Annotated in this window: 18 protein-coding genes, 2 tRNA genes and 1 pseudogene; 12 read left to right on the top strand and 9 right to left on the bottom strand. The window is 42.8% G+C overall.

Annotated features, from left to right (window positions below):
* Window positions 1–4: 4 nt before the first annotated feature.
* The 6 genes from MSG33_RS10315 to MSG33_RS10290 all read left to right on the top strand — a co-directional run bounded on the left by MSG33_RS10315 (window position 5) and on the right by MSG33_RS10290 (window position 3,409).
* Entirely contained in the window at window positions 5–1,042 is a 1,038-nt protein-coding gene (locus MSG33_RS10315; protein ID WP_025766743.1) for a fumarylacetoacetate hydrolase family protein, read from the top strand.
* Window positions 1,043–1,063: 21 nt separating this feature from the next.
* Complete coding sequence (maiA, locus tag MSG33_RS10310) at window positions 1,064–1,732, top strand: maleylacetoacetate isomerase (RefSeq protein ID WP_161442322.1); 669 nt, start codon at window positions 1,064–1,066, stop codon at window positions 1,730–1,732.
* Window positions 1,733–1,924: 192 nt separating this feature from the next.
* Complete coding sequence (locus tag MSG33_RS10305; RefSeq protein ID WP_047008692.1) at window positions 1,925–2,584, top strand: DUF2726 domain-containing protein; 660 nt, start codon at window positions 1,925–1,927, stop codon at window positions 2,582–2,584.
* Window positions 2,585–2,703: 119 nt separating this feature from the next.
* Entirely contained in the window at window positions 2,704–3,042 is a 339-nt protein-coding gene (locus tag MSG33_RS10300; protein WP_005377830.1) for a hypothetical protein, read from the top strand.
* A gap of 179 nt (window positions 3,043–3,221) precedes the next feature.
* Window positions 3,222–3,298 (top strand) — tRNA-Val (locus tag MSG33_RS10295).
* Window positions 3,299–3,332: 34 nt separating this feature from the next.
* Window positions 3,333–3,409, top strand: a tRNA-Val gene (locus MSG33_RS10290).
* Between the two features lie 138 nt (window positions 3,410–3,547).
* On the opposite strand, the gene MSG33_RS10285 is transcribed toward MSG33_RS10290, so the two are convergent.
* On the bottom strand, window positions 3,548–3,844 hold the full coding sequence (locus MSG33_RS10285; protein ID WP_074191235.1) for a YkgJ family cysteine cluster protein: 297 nt from the start codon (window positions 3,842–3,844) through the stop codon (window positions 3,548–3,550).
* Window positions 3,845–4,066: 222 nt separating this feature from the next.
* Window positions 4,067–4,500 (bottom strand): annotated as a pseudogene (locus MSG33_RS10280) (DUF3291 domain-containing protein).
* A 387-nt stretch (window positions 4,501–4,887) separates the two neighbouring features.
* Here MSG33_RS10280 and MSG33_RS10275 point away from each other — a divergent pair.
* A complete protein-coding gene (locus MSG33_RS10275; RefSeq protein ID WP_248380932.1) occupies window positions 4,888–6,384 on the top strand; it encodes an EAL domain-containing protein in 1,497 nt (498 codons plus the stop codon).
* Window positions 6,385–6,557: 173 nt separating this feature from the next.
* On the opposite strand, the gene MSG33_RS10270 is transcribed toward MSG33_RS10275, so the two are convergent.
* A complete protein-coding gene (locus MSG33_RS10270; protein ID WP_005393452.1) occupies window positions 6,558–7,445 on the bottom strand; it encodes a DMT family transporter in 888 nt (295 codons plus the stop codon).
* Window positions 7,446–7,555: 110 nt separating this feature from the next.
* On the opposite strand from MSG33_RS10270, the gene MSG33_RS10265 reads away from it, so the two are divergent.
* The 5 genes from MSG33_RS10265 to MSG33_RS10245 all read left to right on the top strand — a co-directional run bounded on the left by MSG33_RS10265 (window position 7,556) and on the right by MSG33_RS10245 (window position 10,271).
* On the top strand, window positions 7,556–8,038 hold the full coding sequence (locus tag MSG33_RS10265; protein ID WP_046874878.1) for a MarR family transcriptional regulator: 483 nt from the start codon (window positions 7,556–7,558) through the stop codon (window positions 8,036–8,038).
* 24 nt (window positions 8,039–8,062) lie between these two features.
* Window positions 8,063–8,416, top strand: a complete 354-nt coding sequence (locus tag MSG33_RS10260; protein WP_248380930.1) for an MmcQ/YjbR family DNA-binding protein — start codon at window positions 8,063–8,065, stop codon at window positions 8,414–8,416.
* A 77-nt stretch (window positions 8,417–8,493) separates the two neighbouring features.
* Window positions 8,494–8,928: an Mpo1-like protein gene (locus MSG33_RS10255; RefSeq protein ID WP_012841889.1), complete on the top strand. Its 435-nt coding sequence runs from the start codon at window positions 8,494–8,496 to the stop codon at window positions 8,926–8,928.
* A 208-nt stretch (window positions 8,929–9,136) separates the two neighbouring features.
* On the top strand, window positions 9,137–9,448 hold the full coding sequence (locus MSG33_RS10250; protein WP_005393448.1) for a hypothetical protein: 312 nt from the start codon (window positions 9,137–9,139) through the stop codon (window positions 9,446–9,448).
* Between the two features lie 208 nt (window positions 9,449–9,656).
* Complete coding sequence (locus MSG33_RS10245) at window positions 9,657–10,271, top strand: sugar O-acetyltransferase (protein ID WP_248380927.1); 615 nt, start codon at window positions 9,657–9,659, stop codon at window positions 10,269–10,271.
* Between the two features lie 44 nt (window positions 10,272–10,315).
* On the opposite strand, the gene MSG33_RS10240 is transcribed toward MSG33_RS10245, so the two are convergent.
* From MSG33_RS10240 to pilW, 6 genes are all read right to left on the bottom strand, one after another.
* Window positions 10,316–11,407 carry a hypothetical protein gene (locus tag MSG33_RS10240; protein WP_006741615.1) on the bottom strand — a complete coding sequence of 364 codons (1,092 nt, stop codon included), beginning with the start codon at window positions 11,405–11,407 and terminating at the stop codon, window positions 10,316–10,318.
* A 1-nt stretch (window position 11,408) separates the two neighbouring features.
* On the bottom strand, window positions 11,409–11,885 hold the full coding sequence (locus tag MSG33_RS10235; RefSeq protein WP_005393443.1) for a hypothetical protein: 477 nt from the start codon (window positions 11,883–11,885) through the stop codon (window positions 11,409–11,411).
* Between the two features lie 9 nt (window positions 11,886–11,894).
* Window positions 11,895–15,074: a response regulator gene (locus tag MSG33_RS10230; RefSeq protein WP_248380925.1), complete on the bottom strand. Its 3,180-nt coding sequence runs from the start codon at window positions 15,072–15,074 to the stop codon at window positions 11,895–11,897.
* Window positions 15,075–15,219: 145 nt separating this feature from the next.
* Window positions 15,220–17,379 (bottom strand): GGDEF domain-containing phosphodiesterase, encoded by a 2,160-nt coding sequence (locus tag MSG33_RS10225; protein WP_248380922.1) that lies wholly within the window; start codon window positions 17,377–17,379, stop codon window positions 15,220–15,222.
* A complete protein-coding gene (locus MSG33_RS10220; protein ID WP_248380919.1) occupies window positions 17,379–18,308 on the bottom strand; it encodes a phosphate/phosphite/phosphonate ABC transporter substrate-binding protein in 930 nt (309 codons plus the stop codon). The genes MSG33_RS10225 and MSG33_RS10220 overlap by 1 nt, the downstream gene beginning before the upstream one ends.
* Window positions 18,309–18,577: 269 nt before the next feature.
* Window positions 18,578–19,303: a type IV pilus biogenesis/stability protein PilW gene (gene pilW / locus MSG33_RS10215; protein WP_109168405.1), complete on the bottom strand. Its 726-nt coding sequence runs from the start codon at window positions 19,301–19,303 to the stop codon at window positions 18,578–18,580.
* Between the last annotated feature and the right edge of the window lie 84 nt (window positions 19,304–19,387).

The raw sequence follows: 19,387 nt of genomic DNA, 5'->3' as shown, positions 1-19,387 counted from the left end.
AAGGATGAAATTAGCAACCAAGAAAAATGGCACTCGTGACGGTTTGTTGATGGTCGTGAGCAAAGACTTAACGCGCTGCGTACCTGCGACAGAAATTTTCCACCCTATGAACTTAGCACCGACGATGCAGGTGGCGCTTGATAACTGGGATACGCTAGCACCACAACTGGAAGAGCTATACGTTGCACTGAACAACGGTACGGTCGCAGGGTATGAAGAGTTTGAAGCGCACTACTGCGAGTCGCCGCTTCCTCGCGCTTATCAGTGGGCTGATGGCAGTGCTTACGTAAACCACGTTGAGTTGGTTCGAAAAGCTCGCGGCGCTGAAATGCCAGAGAGTTTTTGGACGGATCCGTTGATGTACCAAGGAGGCTCTGATGCCTTTATTGGACCTTGTGACAACATCGAGTTTGCCAGTGATGAATGGGGTATTGATTTCGAAGGTGAAGTCGCTGTGGTAACTGGTGACGTACCAATGGGCGCGAGTGTTGCAGAGGCTCAGGAGTCGATTCGTTTGATCATGCTGGTGAATGATGTCTCACTGCGTGGCCTAATTCCCGCAGAATTAGCTAAAGGGTTTGGTTTTTTCCAATCTAAACCTTCTTCTGCGTTTTCTCCGGTGGCAGTAACACCTGACGAACTCGGCGATGCGTGGTACGAAAACAAAGTGCATTTACCACTGGTCTCGACCTACAACCACAAGCCGTTTGGTCGCCCGAATGCAGGTATCGATATGACGTTTGATTTTGCAGACTTAATTGTTCATGCGACTAAAACGCGCCCGCTATCTGCTGGGGCGATCATAGGTTCTGGCACGGTATCTAATAAGCAAGGCACCGAACATGGCACTTCGATTGAGGAGGGTGGTGTTGGTTATTCATGTATCGCGGAAGTTCGCATGATTGAAACCATTCGTGATGGTAAACCGTCGACTAACTTCATGTCGTTTGGAGATTCAATCAGATTGGAAATGTTCGATGCGGATGGCAACAACATCTTTGGCTCGATTGACCAACAAGTTAGCCAATATCTCAAGCATTAAGAGCGCCAGTTGGGAGACGATATGAGCGATAGCATGGTTTTGTACGGATATTGGAGGTCTTCAGCGGCGTATCGTGTGCGTATTTGTTTGAATCTTAAAGAGCTATCGTATGATTCAAAATCAGTACACTTGGTACGCAATGGTGGCGAACAACACAGTGACGAGTACCATGAGTTAAACGCTTCTGAACTGGTTCCTGTGCTGGTGGATGGGGAGGTTCAGTTAACCCAGTCACTGGCCATCATTCAATACTTAGAAGAACACTATCCGGATGTCACTGTGATCCCCGAGCAAACGCCGCTTCGATATCAAGCATTGGCTTTGGCTCAGGATATTGCAATGGAGATTCATCCCCTGAATAACTTGAGAGTTCTACAGTATTTAGAGGGGGAGTTAGCTTGCGAGCCAGAGCGCAAAGTCGCTTGGATTCATCACTGGATCCACAAAGGTTTTACGGCATTAGAAGAGAAACTTCAGAAGCATCGTAAACTAAATGGTGATTGTAAGTTTAGTCTGACAAGCTCGCCATCTATTGTCGATATTTGTCTGGTACCACAATTTTATAACGCACAACGCTTTGGTGTAGATACTTCTCTTTACCCAACCATTAACGCTGTTGTGCAGTCATGCAATCAACTGCCTGCATTTATTGATGCGATGCCAGAGAATCAGCCAGACGCTAATAGTTGATTCTTAGCATCATAATGTATTAACAGTTTAAACGAGCCAATCCAAGTGTGTGATTGGCTCGTTTTTATTGGGGAGCCAAATTTTCTGTTTCTCGCTATCGTCGTGGCTCCTCAAAATTGCGAGGTTTTGTTGCTCTGCATAGCATTTCCATTTACGCTTTGAGCAACGAGTTGTTTTGGATGCACTTTATTTATGACCAACATTTTTATCATTGTTGTTCTTCTGGTTTTATTCTTCTTTGTTATTCAAAAGTACGTGATTAAGCACGACGACACGCGTGATTATCCTTATCGCTCGAAAGGACCGCTACTCAGGGGGCAAGAGAGCGCATTCTATAATGCGTTGAGGGCAGCGGTAGGTGAACATGCGGTGGTATTCGCGAAAGTAAACATGTCCAGTTTGGTTACGCCAAAAGAAATCAAAAATAAGAAGCAGTTTTTTGTCGCGAACAATCGCATATCTCGAAGTTATTTTGATTACGTTATTTGTGATCCTAGGACGCTAGAGCCGCGTGTGATCGTTGAATTGGATAACGGGCAAGAGTTAAGCAAGGGCAAGGTAGAAAGACAAAAGTTACTGATCCATGTTTGTAAGACAGCAAACCTGCCTTTAATTGGCGCCTCGGTAAAGCACAGTTATCAAGTTGGGCGATTACGTCGTTTGCTTGCGGCACACATTGATTTGATTGAGCCCGATAAAGAAGTGCGTTTTTGTAAAAAATGCGGCAGTCCGATGATCATTAAAACCGCAAGCCAAGGTGAGTTCAAAGGGAGACGTTTCTTTACTTGTAGCCGTCAGCCGAATTGTACATACACCGAAAATTATAACGTTGTGTTTGAGGCGGACGACTAAACACGATAATTAACCTGCAGAAATAAGGGGCTTTGATTAGAGATGATCAAAGCCTTTTTTGTATCTGTCCTCAAGGCAAGACCTATACTTTGAAAAAGAGTGCAGAATAGGGCAGCCATATGCGATACGGATGGATTTTGTCAGCATTGTTCATCGCATCTAATGTTAGTGCGATACCTAATTTGAAACCACTGGAGTGTGAATTGACAGAGACACCCCAAGATCATTTCTTGTTTTACCGAGAGCAAATGGTTTACCACAGTGAGCAGTTTGTCATATTTCAAAACTTCAAAGGCAGGGTGAGCACTCAAGTGGACGTCAAAACAGGAGAGTTGATTCGTACAACCTATATCGGCGAACCATTTAAACCTAAATATCAGATTTTGTTCGGCACTTGCCCTAAGGTATCGCAAACCTTACAGATTTGGATGCTCAGTGAAGTGCCTTACGACAATTAAGTGAGATAATAAAAGTTATATAGATCACACTTTTAAACCCTGCAGGCTCAGTCCCTGTCGATAAAATCATCTGAAAACGCGTGTTGAGTTTACATTTTCGCCAAACGGTTCAAAGTTGGTAAATTTGTGCTTGCACCGTCGTTCGCTTATAGCTAATATCCTCGTCGTTCCAGAGAAATGCGTCCGTAGCTCAGCTGGTTAGAGTATCGCCTTGACATGGCGGGGGTCGGTGGTTCGAGTCCACTCGGACGCACCATTCTTAATTGAATGGTTAGGAACATAGAAAATTTGGGTCCGTAGCTCAGTTGGTTAGAGTACTACCTTGACATGGTAGGGGTCGGCGATTCGAGTTCGCCCGGACCCACCAAATTTTAGAAAAAGCCCTCCAAACGGTGGGCTTTTTTGTATCCATAATTTGTTGATACTCAGATTTAAACACCTTACTTTTCCTTTGCACTCTTTCTACAAATACTCCGTATTGCCATCAGTGTAAATTTGAGTGGTTTTACAAGAACTTAACTCGTTCATCTAAACATTCATTGGAGCCCATTTCGAATTCGCGGCAAATCCAAGGCCTATTTTCGTAAATCGTACACATTAATGTGTCTCTGTCTAAAGCTGCACACCAACCATCATTTAGCCGCATCATGGTTTCGCCTCCATACTGGTCTCGCGCAATAAACTCTTCAGGTACGCCAGTATCTGAAATAATCATAACCTCGAGACGGCAACAACAAGCCTTACAGTTAGAGCAAGATACATCAGAGGGCAGGGGAGAGGGAGTCTTAGTTGGTATAATCATGAATAACTACAATTTGGTCAATTGTGCATGGTACCGTAAATCTAGCATGAATGAACTTTATTTCTGAAATAGAACACCCTATGAATGATAAACCTAGTGAACGCATTTTATGCGTTCACTTGCATTTCTTTCCGAGTAAGTCGGTAGAACTGACAGTGATTCACACCAATTAACCTTATAGTCAGCGTAAATTTGAACGCGATTTTTTGTCATACACGTACCTTACACAAGATCTGCTTCTGTAAAGTTTGTTTTAAATGTGAAAGCAAATGGCGTATCTCCGTTTTCGCGCAAATGCTGAAGGCGTAACAAGGCTTCTTGTGGTGTTGGTATATAACCGTCTTCTACCCACCACAGAACATAGCTATCCTCCGCTAGACGATGAAACCATTCGCTTTTTCGGCGCATAAAATCTGAAACATAAAGTTTTTAAGTGAGTCAGTACTTTCCCAAATAGACATGTCTACAATCATGTTCGGGTCATCAAATAATTTAATGCTTGTTGCATCACCGGAGTCGTCTTTTAGACGCCAGATAAAGCCTTCACTTTCTTCAGCTATACCATTAATTAAGTCCAAATTGTCTACGAAATCTTTAATTTCTGGTGCATCCAAAGGATATTTAGCAAGCGCAATATTTAATTGAGCTAATTTCATTTCATGACCCTCCCTGGTCGATAAGCCTGTAATGCTGGTAAAAAGCTCTAAGTCGCTTTTCCTATTTTATCATGCAGTGTGTTGCTAGTGCCTTCAAAGGTCAATTGGAAAGTTAGTGACTGTGGCGAGTCATTGGATGGCAAAAAAGTCGTTTTATACATTGGTTATGTTGAGCATAAGCCCCTCTTTCTCGCGATTATCGTCGGTAAGTCTCACTCAAGAGAGTTGCTATCTTGGATATGCAGCAGTACTCTCATTTTCTGTGGCAAGCCTTGCGCTTCTATACTTCTTATTGAGATTCGATCCTCACTTTTTGGTGTGTGAACGTGAGATAGTGTTCATGTCACTCTTTAATTTAAGTTGTTTGGCTGAACGTTAGGAGGAACTTTGATTACAAAGATAACAAGAAATGCCATTTTGCTTGGCCTAGTTCCCATTGCAGTTTTTGTTGTGGCTTTTAATTCAATAGCCAATTTTTACATCAGCTATATCAAAGAGACTAAAATAGACACCTATGTCGATTATTTACACCAACGATCCATGTATTTGGATGAGGCGATTGTAAAGCAGGTTTCGCAGTTAGATTTCACGTGCAGTAATAGTGATGTTAGAACATTGCGCGACCCACGTTTTTATAATCGTTACATCCGTTTTATTGCGATGGAAACGAATGACGGTAAAACATGCTCCACGATTGGTCGTGAAGTATCTCATTTATCCAATGCGCAACGATTTCAGCTTGGCGAAAACTTTTTTGCATCACTTATTTTACCGGAACACCAAGATCAAGTTGAGTGGATGGTCATTTATGAAAATGAACATGTTGAAGTTGTCTGGGTTCTCGATAATAGTTGGGTCAAAGAAGTGATAAAAACGCCTTGTGAAGACTGTTTGTTCGTCGAGTTTATATATGATGAGCCTGTATTTGGAGATTTAACAATAAGTCGAGGAAAACCAACCATTGCAGCAGAAGAAGCGGCAGTTTCAAAGGAGTTATTCTTCTCGGCTGATTCTCAAGCCAATATGCTCATCAAAATACACAGTGGCGAGAAACTGAAGAGCTATGTTCAGGAAAGAGTCTTTCTATGGGGAGGCCTAGTCAGTGTGCTTATGGGGTTGGCTTTTGCGTTTGTATATGTGTCCAGTAAGAGCTTGAGAAAGTCTATCAAAGGCTTGATCCAGAATGGGATTAATAATGCGGAATTTGTCCCTTATTACCAAGCGATTGTCGATAGCCGTGATGGTGTAACAGTGGGGTATGAAGCACTGATTCGGTGGTCTCGCCGTGATGGTATGGTGCCGCCAAACATGTTCATTGGCGCTGCAGAAGAAAGTGGTCTGATTGTCCCAATGACCAATCAGCTTATTCGTAAAATCATACAAGATCTTAGTGTGTTACCTGAGCATGTGTGGGTCAGCATCAATATTGTTTCTTCCCATTTAGAATCAGGTGAACTCACTAAGTTACTGTCAGAACTGAATTGGCCATGTCCGAAGAGAGTGCATTTTGAGTTGACCGAGCGAATTCCTGTAAAAGATACAGAGGCAGCGAAAAAAGAGATTTTGTATCTGGCGAATAAAGGCTACAAGTTCAAAATTGACGATTTTGGGACTGGGTATGGCGGATTTTCTTATTTGCAAGATCTGGGTATCCGATGCTTGAAAGTGGATAAGATGTTCATCGACCCAATAGGCTCTGATGACCAAAAATTGAAAGTGTTGGATTCTATTGTCTCGGCTGCAAAGAAAGCGGAATGTGAGATGATTGCAGAAGGTGTAGAGAGCGAGGCTCAAGTCGCTTATTTGGCTCAGCATTCTATTTACCTTATTCAAGGGTATGTCTACGCTAAACCAGAGCCTATTAACAACCTTGTGATGACTTAAAGCAAGGCATAATGGGGCGTATTCATTATTAAAGGTGTCTTTCGGCACCTTTTTTATTGCTGAACCTTTTTGGGTTCACTGTTCCATAAAAAAACTGTTGAAGTCTTAGAATTCAAACAGAGTTTACAGAGAATATGAACGCCCGATTTTAGCATCGGGCGTTAGGATTTTACTTAGGAAGAAAGGGCGGCTTTTTTAGTTTTTAATGAAGCGATCAATTGAGGGAGCAATGACATAACAATCATCCCTAGCATCAAGCTGTATTGGAGAGGGGTGAAAGTCTCACCTAATAGCAGCAAACCTGACACAATGCCCGCAACGGGGTTGGCAATGCCACCAAAAGTAAAGTCAACGACCGACATACGCTGCAATAGCCAAACATACATGCCGTAGCCTAATGCAGTGTTCAGAATGATCACCCACAGCAGCCCAAGGGTGTTCGTCATTGATAAGTTTTGAATGGCTGTAACGTATGGCTCTGGATTGTTTATTGCTAGCACGCTTGTTGCGACAGACATAATCACACCACCCAAAATGAGCTGCCATGTTAATACTGTCCACCAATGCATTTTCGTTCCTAGTGATTTCGTTACGCTACTGCCTACCACAATACACATGATGGCGGAGATCATCGCCAGCAAACCCATAGGGTTGAGCGAAATAGAACTAGGATCAAATAAGAACCAAGCCAAAGCAATCAAAGTCGCTCCACTTATTGCCTGTATTGCGCTTGGCTGGCGCTTATAGACTGCCCAGCCAAACAGCATCGCAAAAACGGGCACTGATACCATACCGACACCTGAGATCGCAGAAGGAAGCGTCAACGCCATGACAAAAATGAGACCAAAGAAGCAAGCGATGTTGATAGTTCCTAAAACAAGCAGCACTTTCCATTCACTCTTTTTCGGGAAAGATGGCTTTATTGCGAGCAACAAAAGACCCGCAGGCAATGCTCTTAGCGCACCAAGTAAAACGGGAGGCCAGTCCGGAAGCGTAAACTGAGTAACAGCATAAGTTGTCCCCCAAAAAAAAGCCGGGATCATTGCAAGCAAAATATTCATGTTAAATATCTTTACGTTGAGATAATTAATTGTAAAGATATCGGTAAGGTTACTTTTTGTAAAGTATCTTTATGTTAAAATAAAAATTAAATGACGTTTGGAGAGAAACCATGGACGCAATTGATAGAGTGGTAGAGCAGTGGGCTAAGGAGAAGCCAGAGCTCGACACTGAACCGATGGCAATTATGGGTCGGCTAATGCGAATTGCTAAGCACATGGAGTGTCGGGTCGCAGACCTACATAAGAAGTACGATCTTAAGATGGGTGAATTTGATGTGTTGGCGACACTTCGCCGAGCAGGTTCACCATACTGCCTTACTCCCTCGGCGCTAATTGATTCGATGATGCTCACTTCGGGCGCGATGACGAACCGATTAGATAAACTCGAGAAGAAAGGCTTTATTACCAGAACACACAGTAAAGAAGATAGACGCAGTGTCACCGTTGAGTTAACCGAAAAGGGCTTAACCTTAATTGACAAGTTGATCCTAGAGCATGTAGACGTTCAGCAATCGCTGCTACATGGTTTAGAAGGTAGTGAGAAAGCGCAGGTTAACCAGGCGTTAAGGCTACTATTGCCTTTGTTTGAGTAAAAGATACAGGAAGGGTGGGACGGAATGAGAAGCAAAGAGTTAGAAGGTTATTTAAGTACCTTTATGTGTGCAGAGAGTGATTTCCCATTTGGGCCAGAGGCGCTTGTATACAAAATCAAAGGTAAAATGTTTGCGATTATTGCAGAGAGAAACGGTCGGGAGTATGTCAGCGTAAAAGTAAAACCAGAAGATGGAGAAGTCTTAACATCGCAGTTTACGGACATCATTCCTGGTTATCACCTAAATAAGCGTCACTGGATAACGGTTTATTTTAATGGTGATGTGGAAGATGGATTGATTCAGGATTTATGTGAACGCTCTTATACTCTCGTCGTTGCCAAACTACCAAAAGTGCAACGAGCATTGCTTGGTCAGTAATAGCTATTACAGAAAAATTCGCACCTTTTCCATCCTCAAGCTATATAAGAATAAGTAGGCGGAAAAGTAGGAATGATATGCGAGCATTATCTGAATGGCTAAAAGAATATGGGGAGAGCCATCAAAACCCCATCAACCAAAAGATTCACACAATCGCAGTTCCGGGTATTTACCTATCTGTGGTCGGTCTAATTTGGTCAATTCCTCAAATCTCCATCTTGGGTTTCGAGTTTAACTGGGTCTGGATTGCTGTCATACCGGTATGGGTTTTCTATTTTCGTTTGTCTCTCAGCGTCTTTATGATGATGTTAGGGTATACATTAGCGTGCATCGGCCTGATATGGTCTTTGGAGGTATTGGCGCTGCCCGTACTGCATATTTCGATGCTCCTATTCGGTGTCCTGTGGATCTTGCAGTTCATTGGTCACAAAATAGAAGGGAAGAAACCGTCTTTTTTCGAAGATTTGCAGTTTCTTCTTATTGGTCCAATTTGGGTGTTCCGAAAACATTAACTCACTCCGTAATTAACAAGCTGATATCTCTCTGTATTGCACGATCATGCTAGCGTCCATAAGGTCGTAAAATGCGCAGCATGATGTGCCGCTTTCTCATTGCCATGACAAGCATTCGCTTCTGATTCACACTATCATTAGAGTGCAGCTAAAGCCGTTACTTTGCCTGAATGTTTGTGGCTAGTGACATTGTCACTTGGGGGGATGAATGTACGACCGACAACATAAATATGCCTATTGGCGAGAAGAGCGTAAAAAAGGCAAATGGCATTACATAATGAAGTCTTTTTTTATGATTTGTTGCGCACTATTGCTTGGTAAAGTCATTGGTTTATTCATTTTTGGTGAGCTGCACTCCCTGAGTGATATTTTGGAGCAGCTGCCCGCGGATCTTTTTATCATGATGCTAGTGGGCTTCCCGGTTAGTGTTATCGGCTGGTATCACGAGGAGTCGAAGTTTTTCCGAGCGTTACGACGTAAAGAAAAGCGCTTGAAAATGAATCGAGATAAACAAAGCTAACTCTGCATCGATCTTTGTGTTATTTAATCGTCTGATTCACATATTTCTTTCAAGTTATTCGGTATTTTGCGTTAGGCCTCGCAAGCATGTCATTAAACTTATTGTAAAAAACTACATCATGCATTCTGTTAGCCAATCTTGACAGGAACTCGTATTGCGAGGTGTTCCAGCAGCCTGAAGCTACTGGGCAGATAGAACGGAGGATATTATGGATAGTGAATCAATGCTTCATAGTCAGAAAATATATTTTTGTAATGATGAAGCGTTAGTCGAGCAGCAAACACAGTGTTTAGAAGTTCTTTACGATTACAATCAAACTCGGCCTTCTGAATCTGAAAAGCGTACAGAAATATTACGACGCTTGCTCGGCGCCGTTGGTGACAACTGCTATTTTGAGCCGCCGCTTCGGGCGAATTGGGGGAGGCATACATACGTTGGTGATAACGTGTATACAAACTTTAACTTAACCCTAGTCGATGATACGTATATCTACATTGGCAATAGTGTCATGATTGGGCCCAATGTGACACTAGCAACGGCAGGCCATCCGGTTGAACCGGAGCTCAGAAGAGAAGTTGCGCAATTCAATATCCCTATTCATATTGGTGATAATGTATGGATCGGCGCTAACTCAGTGGTATTGCCTGGCGTCAAGATTGGAGAAAACAGCGTAATTGGTGCTGGTAGCGTGGTAACGAAAGATATACCAAGTGATGTTGTTGCGGTAGGGAACCCGTGTCGTGTATTGCGAGAGATAGGCAAACATGACAAAGAATTCTATTACAAAGAGCGTCAAATCACGCACAACATGTATCAACGATAACAAAGGTAAATGCCCACGGTTTATACGGTGTCAGTATAGAAAAGTTAAAAAACGAAATTTAACATCAGGGTGTAAAGATTGGCGCTGTTATCTTCTGGTATCGATGAAAACGCTCCAGTATCGTTATTGTGGGCGTTAAACTTTTGCCATTCAGCATTCAGTGACACGTTATAATCTAGGTCGTATCTCACCCCAAGCAGATAGCTGTCCCCATTTTTTGTATCATTGTTATTAAACTGTTGGCCGTAAACTATGTAGGGCGTCAATTTATTCACGTTGTAACCCGTTGTTGCGTACCAAGAGGAGGAAATGTTGCTGGTTTGTCCTTCAGCCATTATCACAAGGTTATCAAGCTCATACCTTACTCCTAGAGAAAACTGGTCAATCGTGTTGCCTTTTTCTTTTAGAACCAAACGGTCAATTAACATGGCTCCCCCTTCAGGTGTGGATTGCTTGGTATTGGAGAGAACCGTAGTTTGGTCATAATCGCCATGTAGATAAGAAAAGTTCAAACGGTAGGCATTTCCGCTGAGTGTTAAGTTTATTCCGGCTGTGTTGTCTGATTCGATCTTCAGTTCAGTCTCTTCGTTGAGGGTGACATCACTGCTGTCTTTAAACCCTATAAATGGCATTGCAGTAAGCATGATTTGCTCATTGAGGTCGTGATTCCAGCGAATGGATAAACCATTGTAAGCGGTGATGCCTAATATGCTGTCATACACTTCATTTGGTGGTCGAGCTTGGGTAAAAGCGTGACCGACATAATTATACTCAGACATTAAAAACAGCGGCAGCCTCAATCGTCCCCCACGTATCTCTATATTTTTATAGGTATAAGCTAAATATGCCCACTCTAATTGGGGCGAGCTCCAATGATCTTGCGGACGCTTGACTATTTGTGCGGATGCTCGAAATGCCTTGTAAAAGTAATCAAGCTGCAGGCCGAAGGTTGTGTCACAATCGTAGCAGGCTTCATCATGAATAAAGCGGTTGACGAGAACCGTTGTGGAGTTATCCGACTTAGACCAAGATGTCGAACCAAAACCACTCAAAGACAGGTGATCTGATAACTCAATGGTGGCTAAGCTCGGAAAGGCGACAACACTCAGTGATAACATGGTCAAATATTTTTTCATATTAATCCTCCGAGCTCACCACACACAAAATACGAGCATTTCCAGGCACGCTCGAAGCAGGGGCATAACCAATCCGATTGGGCTTTTCTTGCATCCACGTGATGAGCGCATCAATGCTAGAGTTTGCAATCACTTTGGGTGGCCTCGCTTTGCCTGAAAAAGACAAGCTCGCCCAGTGCGCGTTCATTTGCGCCAAGTTTTTATTGAGAAGGTAGCGATAGAACTCCGCTCTCTCCGCTGATGTCGCTGGCCAGTCAGATAGCTCAATTCTCTGCCCTTGTAAGAGTTGCGTTTTTCCTCTGTACAACTTTCGCGCTTTATTGATGGTTAGGGGCGAGAACTCACTATTAAACGAGAAAACGGCGTAGCTCTCTGCAGCAAGTACTTGACTATCTATGGGTAGAAGGAAAACAACAATGAATAGGTAGCGTTTTATGCAGCGCAAAAGAAAACAGAGGAGAGAAATGTCGCCGCTCATCATCGCTACCTATATCGCATTTTCAATCTGGTACAACAGCTTTTCTCTACGAACAGGCTTGGGTACATAAGCGTCCATGCCTGAATCGAAGCAGCGTTGAATGTCATCATCCACAACACTTGCCGTTAGCGCGATGATGGGAGTCTTAGGAAGACCTTTACTTGCTTCGTAGGCGCGTATTTGTCGCGAGGCTTCGAACCCATCCATGATCGGCATCATGCAGTCCATCAAAATGATGTCGAACCCACCATCTTTTTGGAACATTTCGACCGCAACCTGTCCGTTTTCGGCCACTTCAAATTGATAACCAGCTTTGGATAAAAGCAGCGAAGCGACTTTTTGATTTACTCGGTTATCTTCGACGAGCAAAATCCGTTCTGAGCGAATAGGCGTCACGGTCGCTTCTGATTGTTCAGCATGCGAGGTTTTTTCAGGAGTGTGAGTGGTGTTTGTTACCAGTCGCTTTTCATCAGAAACAATATTGGAAATGCATAGTCCAATGGCTTTATCTAATTTCTCTTTCAACAAACCCGCTTTAAAAGGTTTGGGCACATAATCATCCATTCCAACATCAAAACACTTTTGAATGTCATCATCGACTACACTTGCTGTTAGCGCGATAATTGGGATTCTGACCGTCCGTTTTTCTTTTGCTTCAATTTGACGGATCATTTTGGTTGCTTCAAACCCATCCATCACCGGCATCATGCAATCCATTAGGATTAAGCAGTATTGATTCTGTTGAAACATATCTACGGCTTCTTCTCCGTTTACGGCGATATCAAAGTCGAAGCCCGCTTTTGTGACGTGTAATCCAGCGATTTTTTGATTGACGGTGTTGTCGTCGACCACCAAGATTTTTGGGAGAGTCTTAGCATTGGGTGTTGTCGTGTTCTCTTTGTTTGCTTGAGGGAAGTTTGCAGCACAAGTCTCAAGTGCTTTTACTAAGCGCTGTCCTAAGAGGGGTTGAGTGACCAATGCACTAATGCTGTTACCAAAATCACGTTGGGCACTATGAAGGTGTTTAATAAGACAAACTCGAACATTTTGCATGCAAAGTCTTTTCATTTCACCTAGATGTTTGGCTGCGGTATTTGGAGAAGTTTCTACGTTGATAACAATGATGCGCTCGTTATCAATCCACGTTGGCAGAGCATCCAGTGTATTTACTGATTGCTGAACATTGATGTGGAAAAAGCTCAACTCGTCACGCAGCTTTTGCTCCAAAGTAGGGTTGTTGCAAACTATCCATATATCGTTGTGATTAAGGGAGTGGTAGCCATTGAACTCTTGAGTCACAATTGGAGCCGTAAGTTCGAAGAAAAATCGGCTACCTTTGCCTTTCTCGGATTCAAGCTGAATCTCACCTCCCATCAATTCTACCAGCTGCGTGCTAATTGCAAGCCCGAGCCCTGTCCCTCCAAACTGTCGGGTGGTGGAGTTATCTTCTTGGGCGAAAGGAGCAAATATCTTTTTTTGTTGCTGCTCATCAATACCGATCCCTGAGTCTTTGACTGAAAACTCGATACTCGCTTCACCATTTTTGATTTCTCTAGTGATGACAGAGAGCTCAACGCAGCCTTGTTCGGTGAACTTGACGGCATTGGACATGAAGTTCATGATAATTTGGCGTATACGGTGATCATCCAACATAACGTGATAGGGCGTATTGCGGCTGATGCTGACTTGAACATCAATGCCTTTTTCTTTCGCTTTCGGGGAAATAATAGAAGCAATATCGTAGATGGATTCACGAACACAGGTTGAATGAGGGCTGATAAGCAACATACCAGATTCAATTTTAGAGAAGTCCAGAACGTCATTTATTAGGCTCAACAGTAATTGCGAGGAGGTTTCTATCGTGTCGACATAATCACGCTGTGTCGCCGTTAGCGGCGTGTCTGACAAAACTTCTGAAATGCCAATAACGCCGTTTAAAGGGGTTCTAATCTCATGAGACATATTCGCCAGAAAGCTACTTTTGGCTTTGCTTGCCTCGATGGCATCATCTTTCGCCTTTTCAGCATCTTCTTTGGCTTGAGTTAACTTTTGTCTTGACTGCTCACGTTCGTAACTCAGTTTTTTTACCTCTTTAGCAAACTTACTGAGTTCATCTTTCCCTTTGGTTAACTCTGTCAGTGGTGAGTTTTCATTGTTGTCCTCTTCGTAAGTGTCTCGACTTAAGAATTCGAGGACTAAATTCAAGTTGCCAGTGACCTTACGCACTAACCTCAGTGTCAAACTCACAACCAGCAATGTCACGAGGCTCATTAGCGCAATGAAGCCAATGCGGTGCTGTGTTGTTTCACTAATCGTCTTGGATATATCCTTAATAAGTTGCTGTTCCATCTGGTCATCAACGTTACGTAATAAACTTAAGCGTTTATAAAGCGCAGATAACCCGTCATCTATTTGAGTGGGTGTCAATACTCTAAGGTTTGATGGCTGCAACAAATTGGCTCGAAATGCTTGGCTTTTAGCAAAGACATTATCGGTAAAGGTTTCGATGAGGAGGTTGACTTGCTGCTTATTCGCATTAAGTGTGACAAAGCGTTCGAACAGCAGTTGTTGGTTCTGGATTAATGATTGGATACTGGCTTGGATAGCTGGATCGTAAATCTGCCCCTGCTCTGTAGATTCCACTAAGTATTTGCTAAGTCTATGCTCTTCTGTTGACCAAAACATTAACCACTCCAGCTGCATCAATGAGGAGAGGTGAGTATTGGTTTCATAACTTACATGGCTGAAATAGACTCTATCCAAACTCAAAAGAATCTCTTTGAATGTGTCGGCACGCCACTCAGCAGCATCTAACTTATCTTCTGTATTATTGGACGAGAGCATTGACAGTGTTGCTTCTTCGAAATTCGTGAGCTGATTTAATATATCGGCATTGTCGCCAAAAACAGGTGAAGCTGTATCTTGTAAAGTTTGAACGAGCTGGCGGGTTTCTTGAGCGTTATTCGCGACCCTTGGATCGCTCGTCAAATAATACAGTGAGGAAACACGATCTATATATTGGGAGAAGAGTTGTGCTTTTTGAAGTTCTTGAGCTTGGATAGAGAGGTTTTGTACATGTTTACCTGCAAGAAGCAATAACAATAAGATTGGTAGTAGGACCAATCCAAAAAGTTTCTGCTTTACAGACAGGTTGTTCCAAGCAAATATCCCGACCACACGCGTTTCCATATCCAAAGAGTTGATATGAAAAGTGTAGTTTACCTATCTCAAATGTTAGAATTTAAGAGGAAATTCATACTTGTGAGATGGCGAAGTGTGACCAATATTGCAGAACGAATCCCCTTTAATTCAATGAACGCGATAAATTATTCAGTTAAGCGTAGTTGCTGGCGGTTGAATCATCTATTGCTTGACGTTGTTGCTCAAACTCTATGATTTCTTCTGCCGGCACCGGTCTACCCAAGAAAAAGCCTTGAACAACGTCGCAGTGAAGTGATTCCATTCTTGTTAGTTGGGTCTGGGTTTCTATGCCTTCAGCTACCACTCTCATTCTTAGGTTATGAGCCATGGATATAATCGCACGGATTAATGAATCATCTTGTTCATTTTTTTTGATTTGAGCGATAAATGAACGGTCAATTTTAAGCCCATCAAACGACATTTGTTGTAGGTAGGCGAGGGCAGAGTACCCAGTTCCAAAATCATCTAGCCACACTTCTACGCCGTTATCTTTTAATTTTTTGAGCACGTACTGCGCTTTCTCAATATCATCAATAAACAGAGACTCTGTCACTTCAACATGAATGGTTTGAGGGGAGACTTGATATTGTTGTAAATATTTCGAAAAGATCTGACTTAAATCTTGGCGGTAGATCTGCCTAGGAGACAAATTTAATGCGATATGAAAATCAGCAGCGAAATGATCCGCCCATTGTGCTCGCTGGCTAATTGCTGTCTCGATGAGGTATTCACCAAGCTCTAAAATTAAGTCACTTTGTTCTGCAATCGGGATAAATAATTCTGGGCTGATATAACCCTTCTCTGGGTGATTCCACCTAACCAATGCTTCGACACCAATCAACTGGTAGGTGTTGAGGTCGAACTGGGGTTGATACCAAAGCTCGAACTGAGATAAATCACGTATTGAGCGGCGCAGTTCTTTTTCTATGTATAAGCGCTGCTTCACTGTCTCATCAAACGCGGAATCGTATATCGTCATGATATCTTTGCCGCGTCGTTTAGATTCTTGCGCCGCCAGTGAGGAGAGTTGTAAAAGAGACTCTGCGTTTGAGCCAAATTCCGGATACACCGCGACTCCAAGGCTTGCCGTAATTTGAATATCGTTCTCTTCCAAATTAAAAGGAGAAAGCAATTGGCGATGAATATCGTCCGCTTTTTCTCTAGCGTGGAGGCTGTCTTTGCATGGAAAGACCAGCACAAATTCGTCAGCGCCGACTCGGCTTACGATGGTTGAAAGACGGTAAAGAGGCTGGAAGTAACTCGGCAAACGACCTTGAAGTTCAGAGGCGATATGACCTAGCAATTTATCCCCGATGCTATGCCCGTAGTTATCGTTAATATGTTTAAAGTCATCCAGATCAATAAAAACAACCGCGAGTGAGGGTGATTTGCGGTTCGTTATTTGCTTTTGGATATCAATGAGCAACTTTTCTCGGTTAGGCAGGGAGGTAAGAATGTCGTGATACGCCATGAACTCCACCCGGCTTGTGTATCGGTTCACTTTGTTCGACATTTTGTTATACGCCGAAATAAGATCACCCACTTCATCTTTACTTTTTATATCAGTGATTGGCAGTGCTTGAGTATTTGACTCTGTAAATTGTTCTTTAAGTTGTTTGAGTGGTTTTATTAATGAGCGACCCAAAGCATACGCGATGGCACTTCCGAGCAGAACGGATATCGCACTGATCGTGAGCAGCAAGTTAAACATCTTTTGCTTATCGTTTGAGGTAAGCGCTTGTACTTGCGCAATGTTTTGTTCTTTCTCTTCTAATAGATGTGCTAGGTTGAGTTCAAGATACACCGCGCCCAGTGTGATATTCGATTGCTGAATCGGTGCCGCAATTTCTAATTGATGTTTAGAAAAAGAAATGAGAATTCTTGACTCTTCTATTGCTTTCAAAATAAAGCGAGAACGGTAATGAGGCTGGGCAAACATACTCAGCTGAGTAGTACCGTCGTGAAAGATTAGCCCTTCATTATCAACAACGTGTATCTTCGAGACATCTGGTTGGCTTAATGTCGCTTTAATTTGCTCGTACGCTTGGCTGATATTATCCGTATAGAGTGGGTCAAAAAGTTGTTTTGATAATAACTCTGCGTAAACCAATCCTTTTTGCTTGACGTAAGACTCTGTTTTTTCTTGTGAGTTCTCGGTGATTTGGCGGGTTAAGTTATTTGAGTACGTATCGTAACCATGCATATATAGTGCGAGGTTTATCACTACGACAAACAGGACAACAAAAATGGTCGAGCAAATGTATTTAGTTTCGAGTGAGAGTTTGTGGAACATCAATCCACCTTCGGTAACAAGTGAATAGATGTTCGAACGGTATTTAAGGACGCGGACATTTCTGGCGTTAGAGCGGTGATCTTTTTCGTGTTTTGGAACTGTTTAAGTGCTAGGGCACCTTGCTGAGATGCCTCCATACCGAGCAATATTGACGTGATTTTATGTTGCTGATCTTGGCTTAAGGTCGGAGAGGTGAGAATTAAGTCTCTAGGTATTTCTACCGAGCGAGCGAAAATCGTTAGTTTGCCTTTCATGCTTTCTGGAAGATCTTTAGGGTTGCTCCAATTGAAATTGCTGAACGCTCCTGCTGCGACTCTATGCTTATACACCCATACTGAAAGGTTGATTTCATTTGATTGAGCCAAGTGCTCGTCAAGGAATAAATATCCAATACTGTCTTTGGCTGGTTTGTCATCGGAGGAGGGGAGGTATTCTAATTTCTCCCCTTGATTAAGCAGTGTAATAGCGGGTAAGTAATAGCTGCTGGTGGATGTACGCTTTTCAAAAACAAGTGTTTTTCCGCGCAGGTCAGAAATCGACTCGATACCACTCTCTTTGTGGGTAAAGAATACCGTATGATATTTTTGTAAACCTTTTTTCCAGCGTATGGCAATGGCTTGGCTACCAGACTCTGCCTCGAGGGTCATTGCATTGAAGGGGGTGGCTGTTGCAATTTGAACGGTGCCATTTTTTAGTGCCACCGCGAGCTGGCGATAATTTTTAAATACTTTTACAGCACCCTTGGTGTATCCGTATCCGGCCAAACCATTGGTCACGTACTGCGTAAAAGGCGTCGACTTTTTGATTTTGCTTTGAGCTTTATTGGAAACAATGCCAAACGTGAATGTTTTTTCAATATTTTCTTGTGCACTGACGACAAAAGGCGAACTCAGCAAAGTGAGTGATAACAGAGTGCAGGCAGGTTTCATCCGGCTTCAACTTCCTTCTGGTGCATGTCAGTAATATTTAGCATTTATCAATGCGCCCCAAATCAATAGTAGAAACAGTATGATGTACAAATTTCGTTTTACTAGCGCACTTTTATAATGTGACTTGGTCACTTATTCCGTTCAAATAGTACCGAATTTGAAGTTTATGTACAGGATGAATGTGTCACCGTGGGTTTTAATTCACTGGATTCTTAGTCAAGTTCAGTAGTGTCTGTGAGCGAGTACACCTTCTTTATCATGATGTCGTGTTAAGAAAATATCTCCAATTGCTTTTGATATTTTTTCTCGAGTGCTTCATTACCTGCTGCACGTTCAAGTTGAATCATGAGCTGTAAAGAGGGTTTCTTAACGCCATACATTTGATTAAATCTCATTAATCGAATTCTGGCTTCAGTGTAATTGCCGCTATCAATTTCTAGCTTGGCTAGCTGCAAAATAGATTTTGGCCTATGAGGGTCATGATCAATAGCTCGGGCGAAGTAGTATTTCGCTTTGTCTTTATCTTGTGACTTCAACGCGCAAAATGCGGCGTTTTCATAACTGGCCGGAATGAGATAGTAATAAGGTTGCTCAATGGCTCGATTAAACATTTGATCGGCTTTCTCGAAGTCACCCCGCTTGCAAAGAAAGGTGCCGTAGTTATTGAGCACGTTACCGTTTTTGGTGTGTTGGCGTAGAGAGCGTTTATACATTTGCTCGGCTTTAGCATCTTCACCAACCGTTTCATAGTAGTGAGCCATCGATAACTGAGCACGATAGTATTGAGGTGCGTGGGTTAAGGCTTGTTGCAAGTTATCATGCGCGCGAATCATATTGCCGCCTTCTAAATAACCTAGGCCAAGTGCGATACGTGATTCTGCCATTGCTACAGGATCGGCTTTAACGACAGGGCTACCATCTTCTTTCACCGTCACGCAGCCCACAAGTGCAAACTGAGAGATTAATAGTAGTGCACCGAGCTTTGTTGTTTTCATTCTTTGTCCCTACATCCCTGAATCTCCCAGCATGATATGAATTACGTAGCAAAAGCCTATTGAGGAAAAAACACTATGCGATCA

It is taken from the genome of Vibrio sp. 1CM7H, from assembly GCF_023161645.1.
In the GTDB taxonomy this organism is placed as follows: domain Bacteria; phylum Pseudomonadota; class Gammaproteobacteria; order Enterobacterales; family Vibrionaceae; genus Vibrio; species Vibrio diabolicus.
The sequence above is the reverse complement of the archived record's forward strand: the minus strand, read 5'-3'. Positions and strand labels throughout refer to the sequence as shown.